Genomic DNA, 16,021 nt, shown 5'->3' with positions numbered 1-16,021 from the left:
AATCCAGGGTCGGATCAGAACGCCCTGGATTGCTTCACTACGCTCGCAATGACGGAAATAGGGGAAGTTGATTGCCGGGTCTGATACCGATCATCATCGTCGTGCTCGCGGGGTTGGGACTCGCGATCCAGCCGCCGACCAATGCCGCACTGGCGCGGGTGTCCGGCTCGGTATGGCTGGCGGCGCTGGTGTCGTTCACCGTCGGGACGGCGACGTTGCTGGTCGTATGGGCGTTCGACCGCACCCCGCTGTCGGCGCTCAAGGGCGCGCCGTGGTGGGCGTGGCTGGGCGGGCTTTACGGCGCGGCGTTCGTCGCGGCGCTCGCCTTTGCCGCGCCGCGGCTGGGGATCGCGGCGGCGCTGAGCATTGCGATCGCGAGCCAGCTGGTCGCCGCACTGACGCTCGATCATTTCGGGTTGCTGCAGCTGCCGCAGCAGCCGGTGACGGTGACCAAGCTCGCCGGCATCGCGCTGGTGTTGATCGGGGTGATGGTGTTTCGGCGCGGGTGACGTCCCCAGCAATCGCGGTAGAAAGCGGGGCGCCGGATCAAGTTCGGGGCGACAAACTCTACCGCATCGCCGCCAGCACGAACTGGTACAAGGCCGGCGGCACTTCCTGCGCGAGCTTGCAGCCGATCCGCCCGCCCAATGCCCAGCGTACCTCGGCGGCGAAAGTGCCGGCCACCGGCAGGATGACGGTGACGGTATCGCCGACGGCAAACGCCTCGTCGCTGCGCGCCATGAAGCCGTTCGGAGAGACGTTAACGATCGTCACCAGCCGCGACTCGCCGCTCGCGATGACGAGTCGCGCGCGATGCAGCGTCTCGTCGCGCGGCTCGACGCGGTCCTCATACGCGATCGTCGCCGATCGTACGGCCATGTTGTCCTCCTACGCTAACTCCGCGCTTATCACTTGACCGGGGTTAACGCAGAGTGAGCGAAGACGTTAAGCCGGGTTCACCATGCCGTGATGCTTCTTGCCCGCGGAAATGCGCACCGGTGCGCCCGCCACCGTCACTATCGCGGCTTCGTCGGCGACCTTCTCGCCGTCGATCCTTGCGCCACCGCCCTTGATGAGCCGGCGTGCCTCACCCTTCGAGGCGGCGAAGCCCAGCGTCACCAGCACGTCGACCAGCGGGGTGGCACCCGGTGCGACCATCGAGGGGAGCCCCGCGCCGCTCGCGCCTTCCTCGAAGGTCTTGCGCGCGGTCTCGGCGGCGTCCTCGGCGGCTGCGCGACCCCGGCACATCGCGGTCGCCTCATTGGCGAGCACCTTCTTGGCCTCGTTGATCTCCGCGCCCCCCAGCGCCTCCAGCCGCGCGATCTCGTCGAGCGGCAGATCGGTGAACAGCCGCAGGAAGCGCCCGACGTCACGATCGTCGGTGTTGCGCCAGAATTGCCAGTAATCGAAGTGCGGCAGCTGGTCCTCATGGAGCCATACCGCGCCCGCGACGGTCTTGCCCATCTTCTCGCCCGAGGCGGTAGTGAGCAGCGGCGTGGTGACGCCGAACACCTCGGTGCCGTCCATGCGCCGCGCCAGCTCGACGCCGTTGACGATATTGCCCCATTGGTCGCTGCCGCCCATCTGGAGCCGCACGCCAGCGCGCCGCGCCAGCTCGCGGAAGTCGTAGCCTTGCAGGATCATGTAGTTGAATTCGAGGAACGACAGCGATTGCTCGCGGTCGAGCCGCAGCTTGACCGAGTCGAAGCTGAGCATCCGGTTGACGCTGAAATGCTGGCCGACCTCGCGCAGGAACGGGATATATTCCAGCTTGTCGAGCCATTCGGCATTGTCGAGCATCACCGCGTCGCTGGGACCGTCGCCGAAGGTCAGGAAGCGGTCGAAGATGCGCTTGATGCCCGCGACATTGGCGACGATGACCTCGTCGCTGTTGAGCTTGCGCGCCTCGTCCTTGAAGCTCGGGTCGCCGATCTTGCCGGTGCCGCCACCCATCAGCACGACCGGCTTGTGCCCGGCCTGTTGCAGACGGCGCAGCAGCATGATTTGCACCAGGCTGCCCACGTGCAGTGACGGCGCGGTCGGGTCGAAGCCGATATAGCCGGGCACGACCTGCTTCATGGCCAGCGCGTCGAGCGCGGCGGCGTCGGTCATCTGGTGGATGTAGCCACGCGCGGTGAGCGTGCGGAGCAGGTCGGACTGATAGTCGGTCATAGTGCTGGCGTCGTTACACACACGTCAGCGGCGCGGCAATTGCGTGACCGGATCGATCGGCGAGCGGCCGCGGCGCAGCTCGAAATGCAGCTCGGGCTGGTCGGCGAAGCCGGTCGCACCGCTCGTCGCGATCACCTGTCCGCGCGTCACCGCCTGTCCGCGCCGCACCAGCAACTTGCTGGCATGGCCGTAGATCGACGTCCAATTATCGCCATGCTTGATGATGACGAGCCCGCCCAGCGCGGCGATGCCGTCGCCGGCATAAGCGACGGTGCCCGCCGCCGCGGCCTTCACCTCGGTGCCGGAGGGCACCGCAATCTCGATCCCGTCGAACCGTTCGCCGCTGCGCCCGACGCCGAAGCGGCGGACGATCTGCCCCGTCAGCGGCCAGCTGAAACGTCCGGGCGCAGCGCTCGGCGGGGCGACGGGGACAGTCGCGGCCGGGACCTTGGCCGCGCCCTTGACGGGGCGCACCGGTGCGCGTCCGCTCGCCACGGCGGGTTCGCCGCCGGTCAGGATCGTGTCGACGTCGAGCGTAAAGGCTGCGGCGCGTGCAGCGGCGGAGGCGGGCTGGGAGGGGATGAGCACGCGCTGTCCGGTCACCAGCACGAACGGTTCGCGCAGGTCGTTGGCGGCGACCACCTCGCTCCACGGGACGCCATAGGCGCGCGCGATCGCGATGCCGGTCTGGCCGGGATCGACGCGATGATAGCGACCGCCGGGAATGACGAGGCGCTGCCCGGCGCGCAAGGCATAGGGCGGCGCGAGCCTGTTGCGACGCGCGATGGCGGCGATTGACGCGCCTGTCCGCTCGGCGATGGCGCTCAGGGTGTCGCCGGGTCGGACGACGACGTCCTGCGTACGGACCAGCCGCGCGTCGGGGGTGACGGGTGCCGCTTCCCATGCCGGGCGCGGCGCCGCGAGTTGCTCGACGGGCGTGCGTCGTTGCGGGCGAGAGGGGCGTATCGGAAGCGGCGCCTCGACGGTCGGCTCTGGTTCGGGCTCGGCAGGCAGGTCGGCAGCGGGGGCCGGTGCGGATGGTGACGGCGTGAAGCGCGGGTCGGCGGCGGGGATGCATCCCGCCAGCACCAGCAGCAGCGCCGCCGACCTCGCCGCTCGCCGCGTCAAGCCGCGCTACACCCCGGCGAAGGCGTCGCCGAGCGCCACGAGCGAATCGTGCAGCGTCAGGTCGAGCTGGAGCGGCGTCACCGTGATCCAGCCCTGCGTGATCGTCGCCAGATCGCTGCCGTCATCGACGACGGGCTTGACCCGGCCCATCGACAGCCAGTGATAGTCGAACCCGCGCGGATCGGTGCGCCGGTCGAACCGCACGCGTCCGTAATCGCGCAGCCCCTGTGGCACGACGCGCACGCCCTTGACCGCGCCTGCCTCGGGCTCGGGGAAGTTGATGTTGACCACCGAGCGCGGCGCCCAGTCATGGTCGAGCAGCGGCCGCAGCACGCGCGCGCCCCATTCCTCGGCGGCGGCGAACGACACGTCCTCGCCCGGTTCGCGCCGGCCGTAGCGCTGGCTGAGCGCGACCGAGCGGACGCCGGCCAGCGCGCCCTCCATCGCCGCCGAGACGGTGCCCGAGTACATGACGTCCTCGGCGATGTTTCCGCCGCGGTTGACCCCGGACAGGATCAGGTCGGGCGGCGCGTCGCGCAGCACCTCGGCCAGCGCGTACATCACCGCATCGGTGGGGGTGCCGCCGACCGCGAAGCGCTTCTCGCCGAACTGCTTGACCCGCAGGGGTCGCGTCAGCGTCAGCGAGCGCCCGGTGCCCGATTGTTCGGACGCTGGCGCGCAGACCCAGACGTCGTCGGAGAGCTGTGCGGCGATCTTCTCCAGCACCGCCAGCCCCGGCGCGTGATAGCCATCGTCGTTCGAAAGCAGGATTCGCATCAGCGCGGACCCAGCAATTCGAGCCCGCCCAGATACGGCCGCAGCACCTCGGGCACGGTCACCGTCCCGTCCTCGCGCTGGTAGTTCTCGAGCACCGCGACCAGCGTCCGCCCGACCGCCAGCCCCGACCCGTTGAGCGTATGGACGAAGCGCGTCGTCTTCTCGCCTTCCGGGCGATAGCGGGCGTTCATGCGCCGCGCCTGGAAGTCGGTGCAGGTCGAGCAGCTCGAAATCTCGCGATAGCGCTGCTGGCCGGGTAGCCACACCTCGAGATCATAGGTGCGCGCCGCGGTGAACCCCATGTCGCCGGTGCATAGTTTCATGCGGCGATAGGCAAGCCCCAAGGCGTCGAGCACGCCCTCGGCGCAGGCGGTCATCCGCTCATGCTCTTCCTCGCTCGCTTCGGGGGCGACGATCGACACCATCTCGACCTTGTCGAATTGGTGCTGGCGGATGTAGCCGCGCGTGTCGCGCCCTGCCGCTCCGGCCTCGGAGCGGAAGCACGACGTCAGCGCCGCGAAGCGCAGCGGCAGGACGTCGTGGCTGAGGATCTTCTCGCGGACGATATTGGTCAGCGACACCTCGGCGGTCGGGATCAGCCAGCGGCCGTCGGTGGTACGGAACAGATCCTCGGCAAACTTCGGCAATTGCCCGGTCCCGAACACCGCCTCGTCGCGCACCAGCAGCGGCGGGGCGACCTCCTCATAACCGTGCGCGCGCGTCAGCCGGTCGAGCATGAACTGCCCGAGCGCGCGTTGCAGCCGCGCCGCATCGCCGCGCACCAAGGTGAAGCGCGCGCCCGCGATCGCCGCGCCGGTCTCGAAGTCGAGGCCGAGCGCCGGCCCGATCGCATCGTGCTCGCGCGGGGTGAAGGCGAAGTCGGGCCGCTGCCCGCGTTCGTGGACGAGCTGGTTGTCGTCCTCGTCCGCGCCCTGCGGCACGTCGGCCGCGGGGACGTTGGGCAGCGCGGCCAGTGCGGCGTCGAGCGCGCTGCCGGTCTCCGCCTCTTCGGCTTCGAGCTGCGGAAGCCGTTCCTTGAGCGTCGCCACCTCCGCCATCAGCGCGGCGGCGGTGTCGTCGTCCTTCTTCGCTTTGGCCGCACCGATCGCCTTTGACGCCTCGTTGCGGCGTGCCTGCGCGGTCTGCGCCTCAGTCGCGGCTTCGCGACGGCGGCGGTCGAGCGACACCAACGTCTCCGCGCTGGCGGGCAGGCCACGCTTGGCCATGGCGGCATCGAAAGCGGCGGGATCGTCGCGGATCAGGCGGATGTCGTGCATGGCCGCGCTATGACCGCGCGCTTGGCCCGAGGCAACCCGCGCCGCGGGCGCGGCGTTCTTCCTGCGAGACGCAACGAGCAGAAGGAGAAACGTCCATGCAGGTCCCCCACAATTCGGTCGTTCTGGTCGCCGATGGTCGCAAGCTGCTGTTCCTGCGCAACGAGGGCGGTGCCGATTACCCCAACCTGCAGGTCGAGCTTGCCGAGGAACGCGCCAACCCCGCCACGCGCGATCAGGCGACCGACGCCGCCGGCGGCGCATCCTCGACGCAGAGCGGCGCCGGGGCACCCAATGCGGCGCAGGGCGGCTCGGGCCACGCGCAGGGCGGCGGCGCGCAATTCGCCCCCTCGCGCGGCAGCTTCGAGCAGACCGACTTCCACCAGCTGGAGGAGGATCGCTTCGCCGCGGACGCCGCCGATCTGCTGAAGCGGCGTGCGCTCTCGAACGACTTCGAATCGCTGATCGTGATCGCGCCGCCGCGCACGCTGGGCGAGTTGCGCAAGCATTATCACAAGGAGGTGAGTGCACGGCTGGCCGGCGAGCTGGACAAGGACCTGACCGGGCATCCCCTTCCCGACATCGAGAAGGCGCTGCTCTCCGCCTGATCGCGTGCGCGCCGGCGGCGCGTCCGCCCGCCGGCCGCTATGTTCAGCCTTGCTACAGTTCGTATCGGGTAAGACCAAGTCATTCGCTTGTGGTGGACCGGTCAGGTGCTTATAGGCGCGCCCAAAGGGGCGTGCAGAGATGCTGACGACATCCTTCACGTGGGGCGGGAGAAGGTCATGGCGACGGTGATGAGTCAGGTCGAAGACGCGTTTGACGAGCCGGAGGCGCTCTCCAGCCCGATGCCGGATGGTTATCGCCCCAGCGCGGACGAACCGTTCATGAACTCGCGCCAACAGGCGTATTTCCGCCACAAGCTGCTCGCATGGAAGGAAGCGATCCGTCGCGAGGCGCAGGGCACGCTGTCGCAGCTACAGGTCGACTCGCTGCGCGAAGCGGATCTCAACGATCGCGCGTCGAGCGAGGCGGATTGGTCGCTCGAACTGCGCACCCGCGACCGGCAGCGCAAGCTGATCGCCAAGATCGATGCCGCATTGCGTCGCATCGAGGAAGGCGAGTATGGCTATTGCGAGGTCAGCGGCGAACCGATCAGCCTCGGGCGGCTCGAGGCGCGACCGATCGCGACGATGACGGTCGAGGCGCAGGAACGGCACGAACGCGCGGAGAAGGTGTCACGCGACGATTGATGTGGATCTTCACGTTTCATCAATCAATTTGACATTATCGTCCGGCGCAACGAACGGGCGGGTATGATGGGGCAGTTGAGGCACAGCTTGGTTGACGAGCACAAGGTTGCGGGCAACCCCGACGAACGCGGCCGTGGCGATATCCTGCTGTCCGCGCGGATGCGCGTCCATGCCGAAGATGCCGGATTTCTGGTGCGCATCCGCAACGTTTCGGCGGGCGGGCTGATGGCCGAACTTCCGCACCCGTTGCCGCCCGACAGCATGGTGGAAATCAAGCTCGACGGGCTGGGGTGGGTCGCGGGTCGCGTCGTCTGGCAGACCGAAGGTCGGAGCGGGATCGCATTCGACCAGCCGATCGATGTCGCGATCGTCTATGAGGCCGGCAACGCCGGTCGCTGAGATCGCGCGGCCCCTCGTGAAGCCGATTTGACCGAGGGCTTGCGTCTTCTTCTCCACAGCGACCGGGAGAGTGGCGCGGAACCTCTGCAAAAGTATCCGTACCACGCACACCGTTCGTCACCCCGGACTTGTTCCGGGGTCCACCGCGCCGCAAAATCTGCGGCTTACACGCTCGCGAAACGCTGGATGCCCGAACAAATCCGGCATGACGGGTGAGTTTTGGAGGCGTTTCGAACACACCCCAAGGCTATTCACCAGCAAAATTCTAGCGCCCACCGGCCTCCAGCAACCGCCTCGGCGCGGTCAGTTCCCAGCTTCGTGCGACCCGATCCTCGACCAGCGTCCAGTCCGCATCGTCCCCGAGCGTGACCGCGATCTCGCCGTCCGCGCCGCGCACCCGCACCATTGCCGCCGCGCCTTCGACGACATGGACGAAGATTTTGCCGTCGACGAGGAAGTCCGCGCCGACATCCGTCGTGCGCTCCACCGCTTCGGGCAGCAGCAGCGCGATCGCGCGCACCCGCTCCACGCTACTCATGCGCGAACGAACATCTTGAGCATGGCCGGATACAAGCGATGTTCCTCCACCAACACCCGCGCCGCCAGGGTTTCCGGCGTTTCGTCGGGTCGTATCTCCACTTCGGCGCGGCCCAATACCTCGCCGCCATCGAGTTCCTCGGTCACGACATGCACCGAGCAACCGCCGGCGGGATCGCCCGCCGCGATCGCGCGCGCATGGGTGTCGAGCCCCTTGTACTTGGGAAGTAACGACGGATGAATGTTGATGATCCGTCCGCGCCACCGCGCGACGAACGCGTCGGACAGCAAGCGCATATACCCTGCCAGCGCGATCCATTCCGCGCCTGCGTCGCGCAGCGCCGCGTCGAGCGCGTCCTCATAGGCTGCCTTGCCGATCCCCTTCGGCGACAAGGCGAAGGTGTCGAGCTTATGGTCGCGCGCCCATGCCAATCCGGCGGCATCGGGGCGATCGGACGCGACGAGCACGATCCGGTACGCCTCGCCCTGTTCGGCGGCGAGCGCCTGCATGTTCGAGCCGCGGCCGGAGATCAATACGGCGACCGGGGCGGGGGAAGACGTAGGGGCAGGGGCAGGGCTGCTCATTGGTGGTGAGTCGCCGTCCAGTCGCTGCGCGCGCTCCACGTCTCGGCGCTGCCCGTGACGGTGCAGCCACGCGCTCCCGCCTCGATCCGTCCGATCCGGTGGACCGTCTCGCCCGCGTCGCGCAGCGTGGCCGCGACCTCATCGGCCCGATCGGCCGCGACCACCACCGCCATGCCGATCCCGCAGTTGAAGGTGCGCGCCATCTCCTCGGGCTCGATCGTGCCCTGCGCCTGCAGGAACGCCATCAGCCGTGGCTGCTCCCATGCATCGGCATCGACGTGCGCGTGGGTGTCGCGCGGCAGCACGCGCGGAATGTTTTCCAGCAAGCCTCCGCCGGTGATATGCGCCAACCCCTTGATCTTATGCGCGCGCAGCAGCGGCAACAGGCTGGCGACATAGATGCGCGTCGGGGCCATCAGAATGTCGATCAGCAACCGGTCGGCATCGAACAACGCCGGACGGTCGAGCTTCCACGCCTTGTCCGCCGCCAGCCGCCGGACCAGCGAGAAGCCGTTCGAATGGACGCCCGACGAAGCGAGGCCGAGGATCACGTCGCCCGCGCCGATCGTCGCGCCGGTCAGCACGTCGCCCCGCTCGACGGCGCCGACGCAGAAGCCGGCAAGATCATAATCGCCGGCCGCATACATGCCCGGCATTTCGGCGGTTTCGCCGCCGATCAATGCGCAACCCGCGATCCGACAGCCCTCGGCGATCGAGGCGACCACGCTTTCCGCCACGGCGTTGTCGAGCTGCCCGGTCGCGTAATAATCGAGGAAGAACAACGGCTCGGCGCCCTGAACGACCAGATCGTTGGCACACATCGCGACCAGGTCGATGCCGACCCCGGCGTGACGGTCCCATTCGATCGCCAGCTTCAGCTTGGTGCCGACGCCGTCGTTCGCCGCCACCAGCAGCGGATCGGTGAACCCCGCGGCCTTGAGGTCGAAGAAGCCGCCGAAACCGCCGAGATCGGCATCGGCACCGGGGCGGCGGGTGGCACGGGCCAGCGGCGCGATCGCACGGACCAGCGCGTTGCCGGCCGCGATCGACACGCCGGCGCTCTCATAGGTGTAGGCTTCGTTGCTCATGTCCGCCGACTAGCCACATCGCGCTTGGATTTCCACGCCTGCTTCGTCAAAAGGCGTTCCGATGCGTCATCGCCTTCCGATCGCCCTCATGTTGACCGCCCTTGCCGCCGCGCTGGGCGCGCGCGGCGTGCTCGCACAGATCGAGGGCGGGGACCGGGGCGTCGCCGCGGTGGACAGTTCGAACGACTTCGAGGTGGCAGGCGTCCGCGTCGACGTCTCCGGACCGAATGCGGAGGCAGCGCGGCTGGCCGGCTGGCGCGAGGCGCAGCGCAAGGCCTATGTCCTGCTGTCGCAGCGCATGGGGGCAGGCGGAGGGTCGCTTCCGGACGGTACGCTCGACTCGATCGTGTCGAGCATCGTGGTCGAGAACGAACAGATCGGCCCGACCCGCTATGTCGCGCGGCTGGGCGTGCTGTTCGATCGTGGACGCACCGCCGGCCTGCTGGGCGTGTCGGCGGCGGTCGCACGCTCGTCGCCGTTCCTCGTGGTGCCGGTGCAATGGTCGACCGGCGTCGGCACGGTCTTCGAACAGCGGACCTTGTGGCAGGAGGCATGGGCGCGGTTCCGGACCGGCAGCAGCGCGATCGACTATGTCCGCCCGACCGGCACGGGCCCCGACTCGCTGCTGCTCAACGTCGGGCAGACCCAGCGTCCCGACCGCGGCTGGTGGCGCACGCTGGTCGATCAATATGGCGCCAGCGACGTGCTGATGCCGAGCGTCCAGCTGTTCCGGCAATGGCCCGGCGGTCCGGTGATCGGCGTGTTCGAGGCGCGTTACGGTCCCGACCACCGCATGTTGCAGCGTTTATCGCTGCGGGTCGGCTCCACGGCGGGCATCCCCGCGCTGCTCGACGCGGGGGTGAAGCGGCTCGATGACGTGTACCAGCGCGCGTTGCGTGAGGGCTATCTCGGGCTCGATCCGGGGCTCAACCCGGTCATGCCGGTCGTCGAGACGCCACCGGAGGAAGTGTCGGACCTGCTGGCCGACGATCCGGCGCTGACCGCACCGACGCTTGCGTTGACGATCCAGTATGACACGCCCGATGTCGGCGCGGTGACGGGCGCGGAGGCGGCGTTGCGCGGCTTGCCGGGCGTCACCAGCGCCGCCACCACCAGTCTCGCATTGGGCGGCGTCTCGTCGATGAATGTCAGCTATGCCGGCACGCCGGAGGCATTGCGCGCCGCGCTGGAGGCGCGTGGCTGGCAGGTGATCGGCACCGGCACCACGTTGCGCATCCGCCGTGCCGCGCCGACGCCGGTTCCCGGCCCGCGGACGGGAGCCGCGACATGAACCAGTTCGCGCTGCCGCTGGGGTGGGCGGCGGAGGAGCAGGGCGAGTTTCTGGTCGTCGAGTCGAATGCCCGCGCCGTGCGGATGCTCGAACATTGGGCGACATGGCCGGTGCGCACCGCGGTGCTTGCGGGACCGCCGAAGTCGGGGCGCTCGCTGCTGGGGCGGATTTTCGCTGCGCGCTCGGGCGGGTCGGTGATCGACGACGCCGATACCGTCGACGAGGAAACGCTCTTCCACGCCTGGAACCGGGCGCAGGAGGAGCGGCGGCCGCTGTTGCTCGTCGCCGCCGCCTTGCCGCCGACATGGTCGATCGCGCTGCCGGATCTTCGCTCCCGGCTCGCCGCCAGCCCCGCCGCCACGATCGACGCGCCGGAGGAGGCGCTGATGGCGGCGCTCTTCGAACGCGGGTTCGCGCACCGTCATCTGGATGCGCGCGCCGATCTGGTTGCGTGGCTCACCGCGCGCACCGAACGGAGTCACACCGCCGTCATCGAGACGATCGATAGGCTGGACCAGGCCGCGCTGGCGGGGCGCCGCCGGCTGACGATTCCGTTGGCGCGCGAAACGCTCGACATCGACAAGACCGCAAGGAACCGGAGCGACCTTCCATCATGACACGGCCCGTGAGTATCGCGCGTAAGGATGCCGAAGCCGCGCTCGATCTGGACGACCCGTTCGTCGAGCGGGACGGAAACCGCTATTTCAACCGTGAGCAATCGTGGCTCGCCTTCAACCGTCGCGTTCTGGAAGAAGCCTGCAATCCCGCGCACCCGCTGCTGGAAAGGGTCCGCTTTCTCGCCATTTCCGGCGGAAACCTCGACGAATTCTTCATGGTTCGCGTGGCGGGGCTCAAGGGGCAGCAGCTGCAGGACGTGGAGGCGCGCTCTGCCGATGGCCTGACCCCCGGACAGCAGCTTGCGGCGATCGTCGAACAGGCCGACGCGCTGATGGCAAGCCAGCATGCGGTGTGGCGCGACATCCGTCACGAACTGGACGAGGCCGGCATTTCGGTGTTGGGCAGCCGCTCGCTGGAGCGGCTCGACGATGAGCAACGCGCCTGGCTCGACACCTATTTTCAGGAACAATTGTTTCCGGTCATCACCCCGCAGGCGCTCGATCCCGCGCATCCGTTCCCGTTCATGCCCAACAAGGGCATGGCGGTGATGTTCGATCTGGTGCGCCGGTCGGACTCCGAGCCGATCCGCGAACTGGTGATGTTGCCCGCGGCGATGCCGCGTTTCGTCCGTCTGCCCGGCAGCGAACGCGCTTCATACGTCGCGATCGAATCAATCCTCAAACGCTTCTCGCATCTGCTTTTTCCCGGATATGACGTGCTGGGTGCGGCGGAATTCCGCGTGCTGCGCGACAGCGATATCGAGATCGAGGAAGAAGCCGAGGATCTGGTCCGCTATTTCGCCAATGCGATCAAGCGGCGGCGGCGCGGTCGCGTGATCCGGCTCGAGCTGGAAACGGGGATGCCCGATGGGCTGGCGCAGGTGCTGCGCGAGGAGCTGGGCGGGGCCGACACGATCATCACGGAAACCGGATCGTTCCTGGGCATGAGCGACCTGTCGCTCCTTGCCGACGAAGACCGGCCCGATCTGAAGTTCGTCCCGTTCACACCGCGTTTTCCCGAGCGAATTCGGGAGTTTGGCGGCGATTGCTTCGCAGCGATCCGAAGCAAGGACATCGTCGTCCATCACCCGTATGAGACGTTCGACGTCGTGCTGGCCTTTCTGAAGCAGGCGGCGAACGACCCCGACGTGGTCGCGATCAAGCAGACCTTGTATCGCGCCGGCAAGCAGTCCGCGGTCATCAGCGCGCTGATCGCCGCCGCCGAGGCGGGCAAGTCGGTGACCGCCGTCGTGGAACTGAAGGCGCGGTTCGACGAGGAGCAGAACCTGCAATGGGCCAGCGCGCTGGAGCGGGCCGGCGTTCAGGTCGTCTATGGCTTCATCGAGTGGAAAACCCACGCCAAGGTAGCGATGGTGGTGCGTCGCGAGAACGGCAAGTTCCGGACCTACTGCCACTTCGGCACCGGCAATTATCACCCGATCACCGCGAAGATATACACCGATCTCAGCTTCTTCACCGCCGATCCTCGCATCGGCCGCGATGCGGCGCGGATGTTCAACTACATCACCGGCTATGTCGAGCCGTCCGGCATGGAAATGGTCGTGCTCAGCCCGCGCGCGCTGCGCGAACGGTTGCTGGCGCGGGTCGATGCCGAGATCGAGCATGTGCGCGCGGGCCGCGCCGGATCGATCTGGGCGAAGATGAACTCGCTGGTCGATCCGATCATCATCGAGAAACTCTACGAGGCGAGCTGTGCCGGGGTCGAAATCGACCTGATCGTGCGCGGTATATGCTGCCTGCGCCCGAAGGTGCCCGGCATGTCGGAGAACATCCGGGTCAAGTCGGTGGTCGGGCGCTTTCTCGAACACAGCCGTATCGCGGCGTTCGGCAATGGCGCGCCGCTGCCGAACGACGGGGCGGTGGTCTATATTTCTTCGGCCGACTGGATGCCGCGCAACTTCGACCGCCGGGTCGAATATCTGCTGCCGCTGGAAAACGAAACCGTCCACGATCAGGTCCTCGATCAGGTGATGGTCGCCAATCTGATCGACAATGAGCAGAGCTGGGAGCTGGAGGCGGACGGGAGCTATGTCCGCGACACACCGGGCGAGAAGCCGTTCAACCTGCACCGTTACTTCATGGTCAACCCGTCGCTGTCCGGGCGTGGCGCGGCGCTGGACGGCGATGAGGTGCCGGTGCTGTCGCTGAGGCGCAAGCGTTGAGGTGGCCGAAGCGCGGAGCGGAAGAGGCGGATACCCCGACCGACGCCGAACCGCGTACCGCGATCATCGACATCGGCTCGAACTCGATCCGGCTGGTGGTGTACCAAGGTCCGCCACGGCTGCCGGCGATTCTGTTCAATGAAAAGGTGCTGGCCGGGCTGGGCCGCAGCCTGGCCGAAAGCGGGTCGATCGATCAGCAGGCGATGGCGCTCGCACAGACCGCGCTGCGTCGCTTCGCCGCGTTGGCCCACGCCATGGACGTCACCACGCTGCGCACCGTTGCGACGGCGGCGGTGCGCGACGCCAGCAATGGCGCCGAGCTGATCGCCGTCGCCGAGGCGGCCGGGCTTACGGTCGAAATCCTGCCCGGCGAGAAGGAAGCCGAGGCAGCGGGTTACGGGGTGCTCTCGGGCATTCCCGACGCCGATGGCATCGTCGGGGATCTCGGCGGCGGCAGCCTCGAGCTGGTGCGGGTGCGCCGTGGCGAGTTGCTGGGGCGCGCATCCTTTCCGCTCGGCGTGCTGCGGATCGCCGCGCTGCGCGACAAGGGGCGGCTCGACCGGCGAGTCGATGCCTTGCTGAAGGAGAGCGGCTGGCTCGGCGCGGGCAAGGGGTTGCCCTTCTATCTGGTCGGCGGATCGTGGCGCGCATTGGCGCGGCTCGATATGGAGGCGACCCGCTACCCGCTGCCGGTGATCCATCAATATGCGATGTCGCAGGAGACGGTCACCCGCCTGCGCCGCACGCTCGCGCATGTCGGCAAGGCGCGGCTGAAGGACGTGCCCGGCCTGTCGTCGGGTCGCATCCCGACGCTCGCCGACGCCGCGGCGCTGCTCGCGACGATGCTGAAGCATCTGCGCAGCAGCGGGACGATCGTCTCGGCGTACGGGCTGCGCGAGGGACTGCTCTACGAACGGCTCTCGCCCGCGCAACGCGCCGCCGATCCGCTGATCGTCGCCGCGCGGGATGAAGGGCGGCGCAGCGGTCGGTTTCCCGAACATGGCGACCTGCTCGATCGCTGGATCGCGCCGCTGTTCGGTGACGATCGACGCGCGGACGCACGATTGCGGATCGCCGCCTGTCACCTCGCCGATGTCGGCTGGCGCGCCAACCCCGACTTCCGCGCCGAGCGTGGTGTCGAGATCGCGCTGCACGGCAATTGGGTCGGGATCGACGCGCGCGGACGCGCAATGCTGGCGCAGGCGTTGTGGACGGCGCTGGGCGGCGACACCGACAGTCCTGCGCCGCTGGTCGCTTTGGCGGGCGAGGCGGCGTTGCGGCGGGCGGTGCAATGGGGGCTCGCAATCCGGCTCGGTCAACGGCTGAGCGGCGGGCTGGCGGCACCGCTGACACGCGCCGCGATCAGCGTCGAGCAGGGAGTCTTGCGCCTCCAGCCTGGCGACGCGGCGCTATATGGGGAAACCGTCCAGAAGCGGCATCGTGCGCTCGCGGCGATGATGGGGATGCAGCCGGCGCTGGCTTAAAGCGCACCGATCGAGGCGTTTGCCGCGCGCGAAAGATGACCGATCGCTCATCTTCCGGACAGGCGGTCGCGAAGCCGCCACGGGCAGAAGCGCGCGATGCGCGATCCGCTTCCTTCTGACCGCATCCTGCGCGCGCCCGGCGAATCATCGCGCACGGCGCTCGACGAGCGGGTGTGCCGACTGATCTGCCCGATGGCCGCGGCGATGGTCGGCGTGTGCCTTACCGGAATCGGGCTGCTGCATGTCGGGATCGCATGGGGCAAGCGCGCGAGCTTCGCCGACGATCTGCTCGCGATCGATTCGCTGATCTTCCTGATCGCGATGCTGGCGTCCTATCTCGCGGTGCGCACGCCCGACCCGCGGCGGCACGCGTGGCTCCACCGGCTGGAGCAGATCGCGGACGCGAGCTTCATCCTCGCGATGCTGCTGCTCACCGCCGCCTGCTTCGTCATCACCTATGCGGTGAGCGCCTGACGATGCCGACGCTGTCCCGCAACTGGTTCGCGATCGTCGCCGGTGTGGTTGCCGCCATGGCGCTGCTCGTCGTCGGTGGGATCGGTTATCTCGGCTATTACGGCGGCGCGGTTCTCCGCAATTGCCCGCCGACGATATCCACTCCCGCAAGGGAGCGGGGAACGCGGGTTCTGTTCCTTTCGGGCGATATGGGGACCAATGTCGGGATGGGCCCGCGCCTGATCGCCGCGCTGAACGCGGCCGGCTTACCCGTTCTGGCGTTCAATTCGCTGACTGCCTTCGGCACCCGACGTACCCGGGACGAAGCCACGGCGATCGTCGCGGGGGCGGTGCAGCGGGCGGAGCGAGCGCCCGGAACGTCGCGCGTCGTGCTGGTCGGCCAGTCGTTCGGCGCGGACATGCTGCAATATGCCAGCGCGCATCTGTCACGCGCGTTGCGACCGCGGGTTACGCAGGTGGTGCTGCTCGTCCCCGGTAACACGTTGCTCTTCAAGGCCAGTCCTGGCGGCATCCTCGACGGAGCACCCGACGCGCCCGCCGTGCCAAGCGCCCGCCGGATCGACTGGACGACGCTGACCTGCATTCAGGGTGCGGCGGAAGCGGCCAGCCTGTGCCCGCTGCTGCACGGCGCCAACGTGCGGCGCATCGTGCTGCCGGGCGGGCATTTCATGAACTACGACGTGCCGCTCATCGCGCGGACGCTGCGCACGGTGATCGCCGACGGTCGCTGATCCGTCATCTTCATTACGGATAATTCAG

The 16,021-nt window shown here is 68.2% G+C and carries 18 protein-coding genes; 10 read left to right on the top strand and 8 right to left on the bottom strand.

What is annotated here, in order from left to right; translation table 11 throughout:
* Nucleotides 1–71: 71 nt before the first annotated feature.
* Entirely contained in the window at nt 72–509 is a 438-nt protein-coding gene (locus tag PGN12_12615) for a DMT family transporter (protein MEH3104733.1), read from the top strand.
* Nucleotides 510–567: 58 nt separating this feature from the next.
* Here the strand turns inward: PGN12_12615 and PGN12_12610 are convergent, their stop codons facing one another.
* The 5 genes from PGN12_12610 to serS all read right to left on the bottom strand — a co-directional run bounded on the left by PGN12_12610 (nt 568) and on the right by serS (nt 5,354).
* A complete protein-coding gene (locus PGN12_12610) occupies nt 568–879 on the bottom strand; it encodes a PilZ domain-containing protein (GenBank protein ID MEH3104732.1) in 312 nt (103 codons plus the stop codon).
* Between the two features lie 66 nt (nt 880–945).
* Nucleotides 946–2,172 carry a tyrosine--tRNA ligase gene (tyrS, locus tag PGN12_12605; protein MEH3104731.1) on the bottom strand — a complete coding sequence of 409 codons (1,227 nt, stop codon included), beginning with the start codon at nt 2,170–2,172 and terminating at the stop codon, nt 946–948.
* Between the two features lie 24 nt (nt 2,173–2,196).
* Nucleotides 2,197–3,300: a M23 family metallopeptidase gene (locus PGN12_12600; protein ID MEH3104730.1), complete on the bottom strand. Its 1,104-nt coding sequence runs from the start codon at nt 3,298–3,300 to the stop codon at nt 2,197–2,199.
* 6 nt (nt 3,301–3,306) lie between these two features.
* Nucleotides 3,307–4,077: a 5'/3'-nucleotidase SurE gene (surE, locus tag PGN12_12595; protein ID MEH3104729.1), complete on the bottom strand. Its 771-nt coding sequence runs from the start codon at nt 4,075–4,077 to the stop codon at nt 3,307–3,309.
* Nucleotides 4,077–5,354 carry a serine--tRNA ligase gene (serS, locus tag PGN12_12590; protein ID MEH3104728.1) on the bottom strand — a complete coding sequence of 426 codons (1,278 nt, stop codon included), beginning with the start codon at nt 5,352–5,354 and terminating at the stop codon, nt 4,077–4,079. Before serS ends, surE begins: the two co-directional genes overlap by 1 nt.
* A gap of 95 nt (nt 5,355–5,449) precedes the next feature.
* Here serS and PGN12_12585 point away from each other — a divergent pair, with 95 nt between their 5' ends.
* The 3 genes from PGN12_12585 (at nt 5,450) to PGN12_12575 (ending at nt 7,003) form a co-directional block, all read left to right on the top strand.
* Nucleotides 5,450–5,959: a host attachment family protein gene (locus PGN12_12585; GenBank protein MEH3104727.1), complete on the top strand. Its 510-nt coding sequence runs from the start codon at nt 5,450–5,452 to the stop codon at nt 5,957–5,959.
* Between the two features lie 177 nt (nt 5,960–6,136).
* A complete protein-coding gene (gene dksA, locus PGN12_12580) occupies nt 6,137–6,604 on the top strand; it encodes an RNA polymerase-binding protein DksA (GenBank protein ID MEH3104726.1) in 468 nt (155 codons plus the stop codon).
* Between the two features lie 87 nt (nt 6,605–6,691).
* Nucleotides 6,692–7,003 carry a PilZ domain-containing protein gene (locus tag PGN12_12575; protein ID MEH3104725.1) on the top strand — a complete coding sequence of 104 codons (312 nt, stop codon included), beginning with the start codon at nt 6,692–6,694 and terminating at the stop codon, nt 7,001–7,003.
* 265 nt (nt 7,004–7,268) lie between these two features.
* Here the strand turns inward: PGN12_12575 and PGN12_12570 are convergent, their stop codons facing one another.
* From PGN12_12570 to purM, 3 genes are all read right to left on the bottom strand, one after another.
* Nucleotides 7,269–7,541: an MmcQ/YjbR family DNA-binding protein gene (locus PGN12_12570; protein ID MEH3104724.1), complete on the bottom strand. Its 273-nt coding sequence runs from the start codon at nt 7,539–7,541 to the stop codon at nt 7,269–7,271.
* Entirely contained in the window at nt 7,538–8,050 is a 513-nt protein-coding gene (gene purN, locus PGN12_12565) for a phosphoribosylglycinamide formyltransferase (protein MEH3104723.1), read from the bottom strand. Before purN ends, PGN12_12570 begins: the two co-directional genes overlap by 4 nt.
* Before the next feature lie 71 nt (nt 8,051–8,121).
* Nucleotides 8,122–9,213 carry a phosphoribosylformylglycinamidine cyclo-ligase gene (purM, locus tag PGN12_12560; GenBank protein ID MEH3104722.1) on the bottom strand — a complete coding sequence of 364 codons (1,092 nt, stop codon included), beginning with the start codon at nt 9,211–9,213 and terminating at the stop codon, nt 8,122–8,124.
* Between the two features lie 61 nt (nt 9,214–9,274).
* Between purM and PGN12_12555 the strand changes: the two genes are divergently transcribed.
* The 6 genes from PGN12_12555 to PGN12_12530 all read left to right on the top strand — a co-directional run bounded on the left by PGN12_12555 (nt 9,275) and on the right by PGN12_12530 (nt 15,993).
* A complete protein-coding gene (locus PGN12_12555; GenBank protein ID MEH3104721.1) occupies nt 9,275–10,504 on the top strand; it encodes a heavy-metal-associated domain-containing protein in 1,230 nt (409 codons plus the stop codon).
* On the top strand, nt 10,501–11,121 hold the full coding sequence (locus tag PGN12_12550) for a chromosomal replication initiator DnaA (protein MEH3104720.1): 621 nt from the start codon (nt 10,501–10,503) through the stop codon (nt 11,119–11,121). The genes PGN12_12555 and PGN12_12550 overlap by 4 nt, the downstream gene beginning before the upstream one ends.
* Complete coding sequence (locus PGN12_12545; protein ID MEH3104719.1) at nt 11,118–13,304, top strand: RNA degradosome polyphosphate kinase; 2,187 nt, start codon at nt 11,118–11,120, stop codon at nt 13,302–13,304. The genes PGN12_12550 and PGN12_12545 overlap by 4 nt, the downstream gene beginning before the upstream one ends.
* Nucleotides 13,301–14,788: a Ppx/GppA family phosphatase gene (locus PGN12_12540; protein ID MEH3104718.1), complete on the top strand. Its 1,488-nt coding sequence runs from the start codon at nt 13,301–13,303 to the stop codon at nt 14,786–14,788. The genes PGN12_12545 and PGN12_12540 overlap by 4 nt, the downstream gene beginning before the upstream one ends.
* Nucleotides 14,789–14,884: 96 nt before the next feature.
* On the top strand, nt 14,885–15,262 hold the full coding sequence (locus PGN12_12535) for a hypothetical protein (GenBank protein MEH3104717.1): 378 nt from the start codon (nt 14,885–14,887) through the stop codon (nt 15,260–15,262).
* A 2-nt stretch (nt 15,263–15,264) separates the two neighbouring features.
* Nucleotides 15,265–15,993: a type IV secretion system protein VirJ gene (locus PGN12_12530; GenBank protein MEH3104716.1), complete on the top strand. Its 729-nt coding sequence runs from the start codon at nt 15,265–15,267 to the stop codon at nt 15,991–15,993.
* The last annotated feature ends 28 nt before the right edge of the window (nt 15,994–16,021 follow it).

The organism is Sphingomonas phyllosphaerae (assembly GCA_036946405.1).
GTDB classification, from domain to species: Bacteria; Pseudomonadota; Alphaproteobacteria; order Sphingomonadales; family Sphingomonadaceae; genus Sphingomonas; species Sphingomonas phyllosphaerae_D.
The sequence above is the reverse complement of the archived record's forward strand: the minus strand, read 5'-3'. Positions and strand labels throughout refer to the sequence as shown.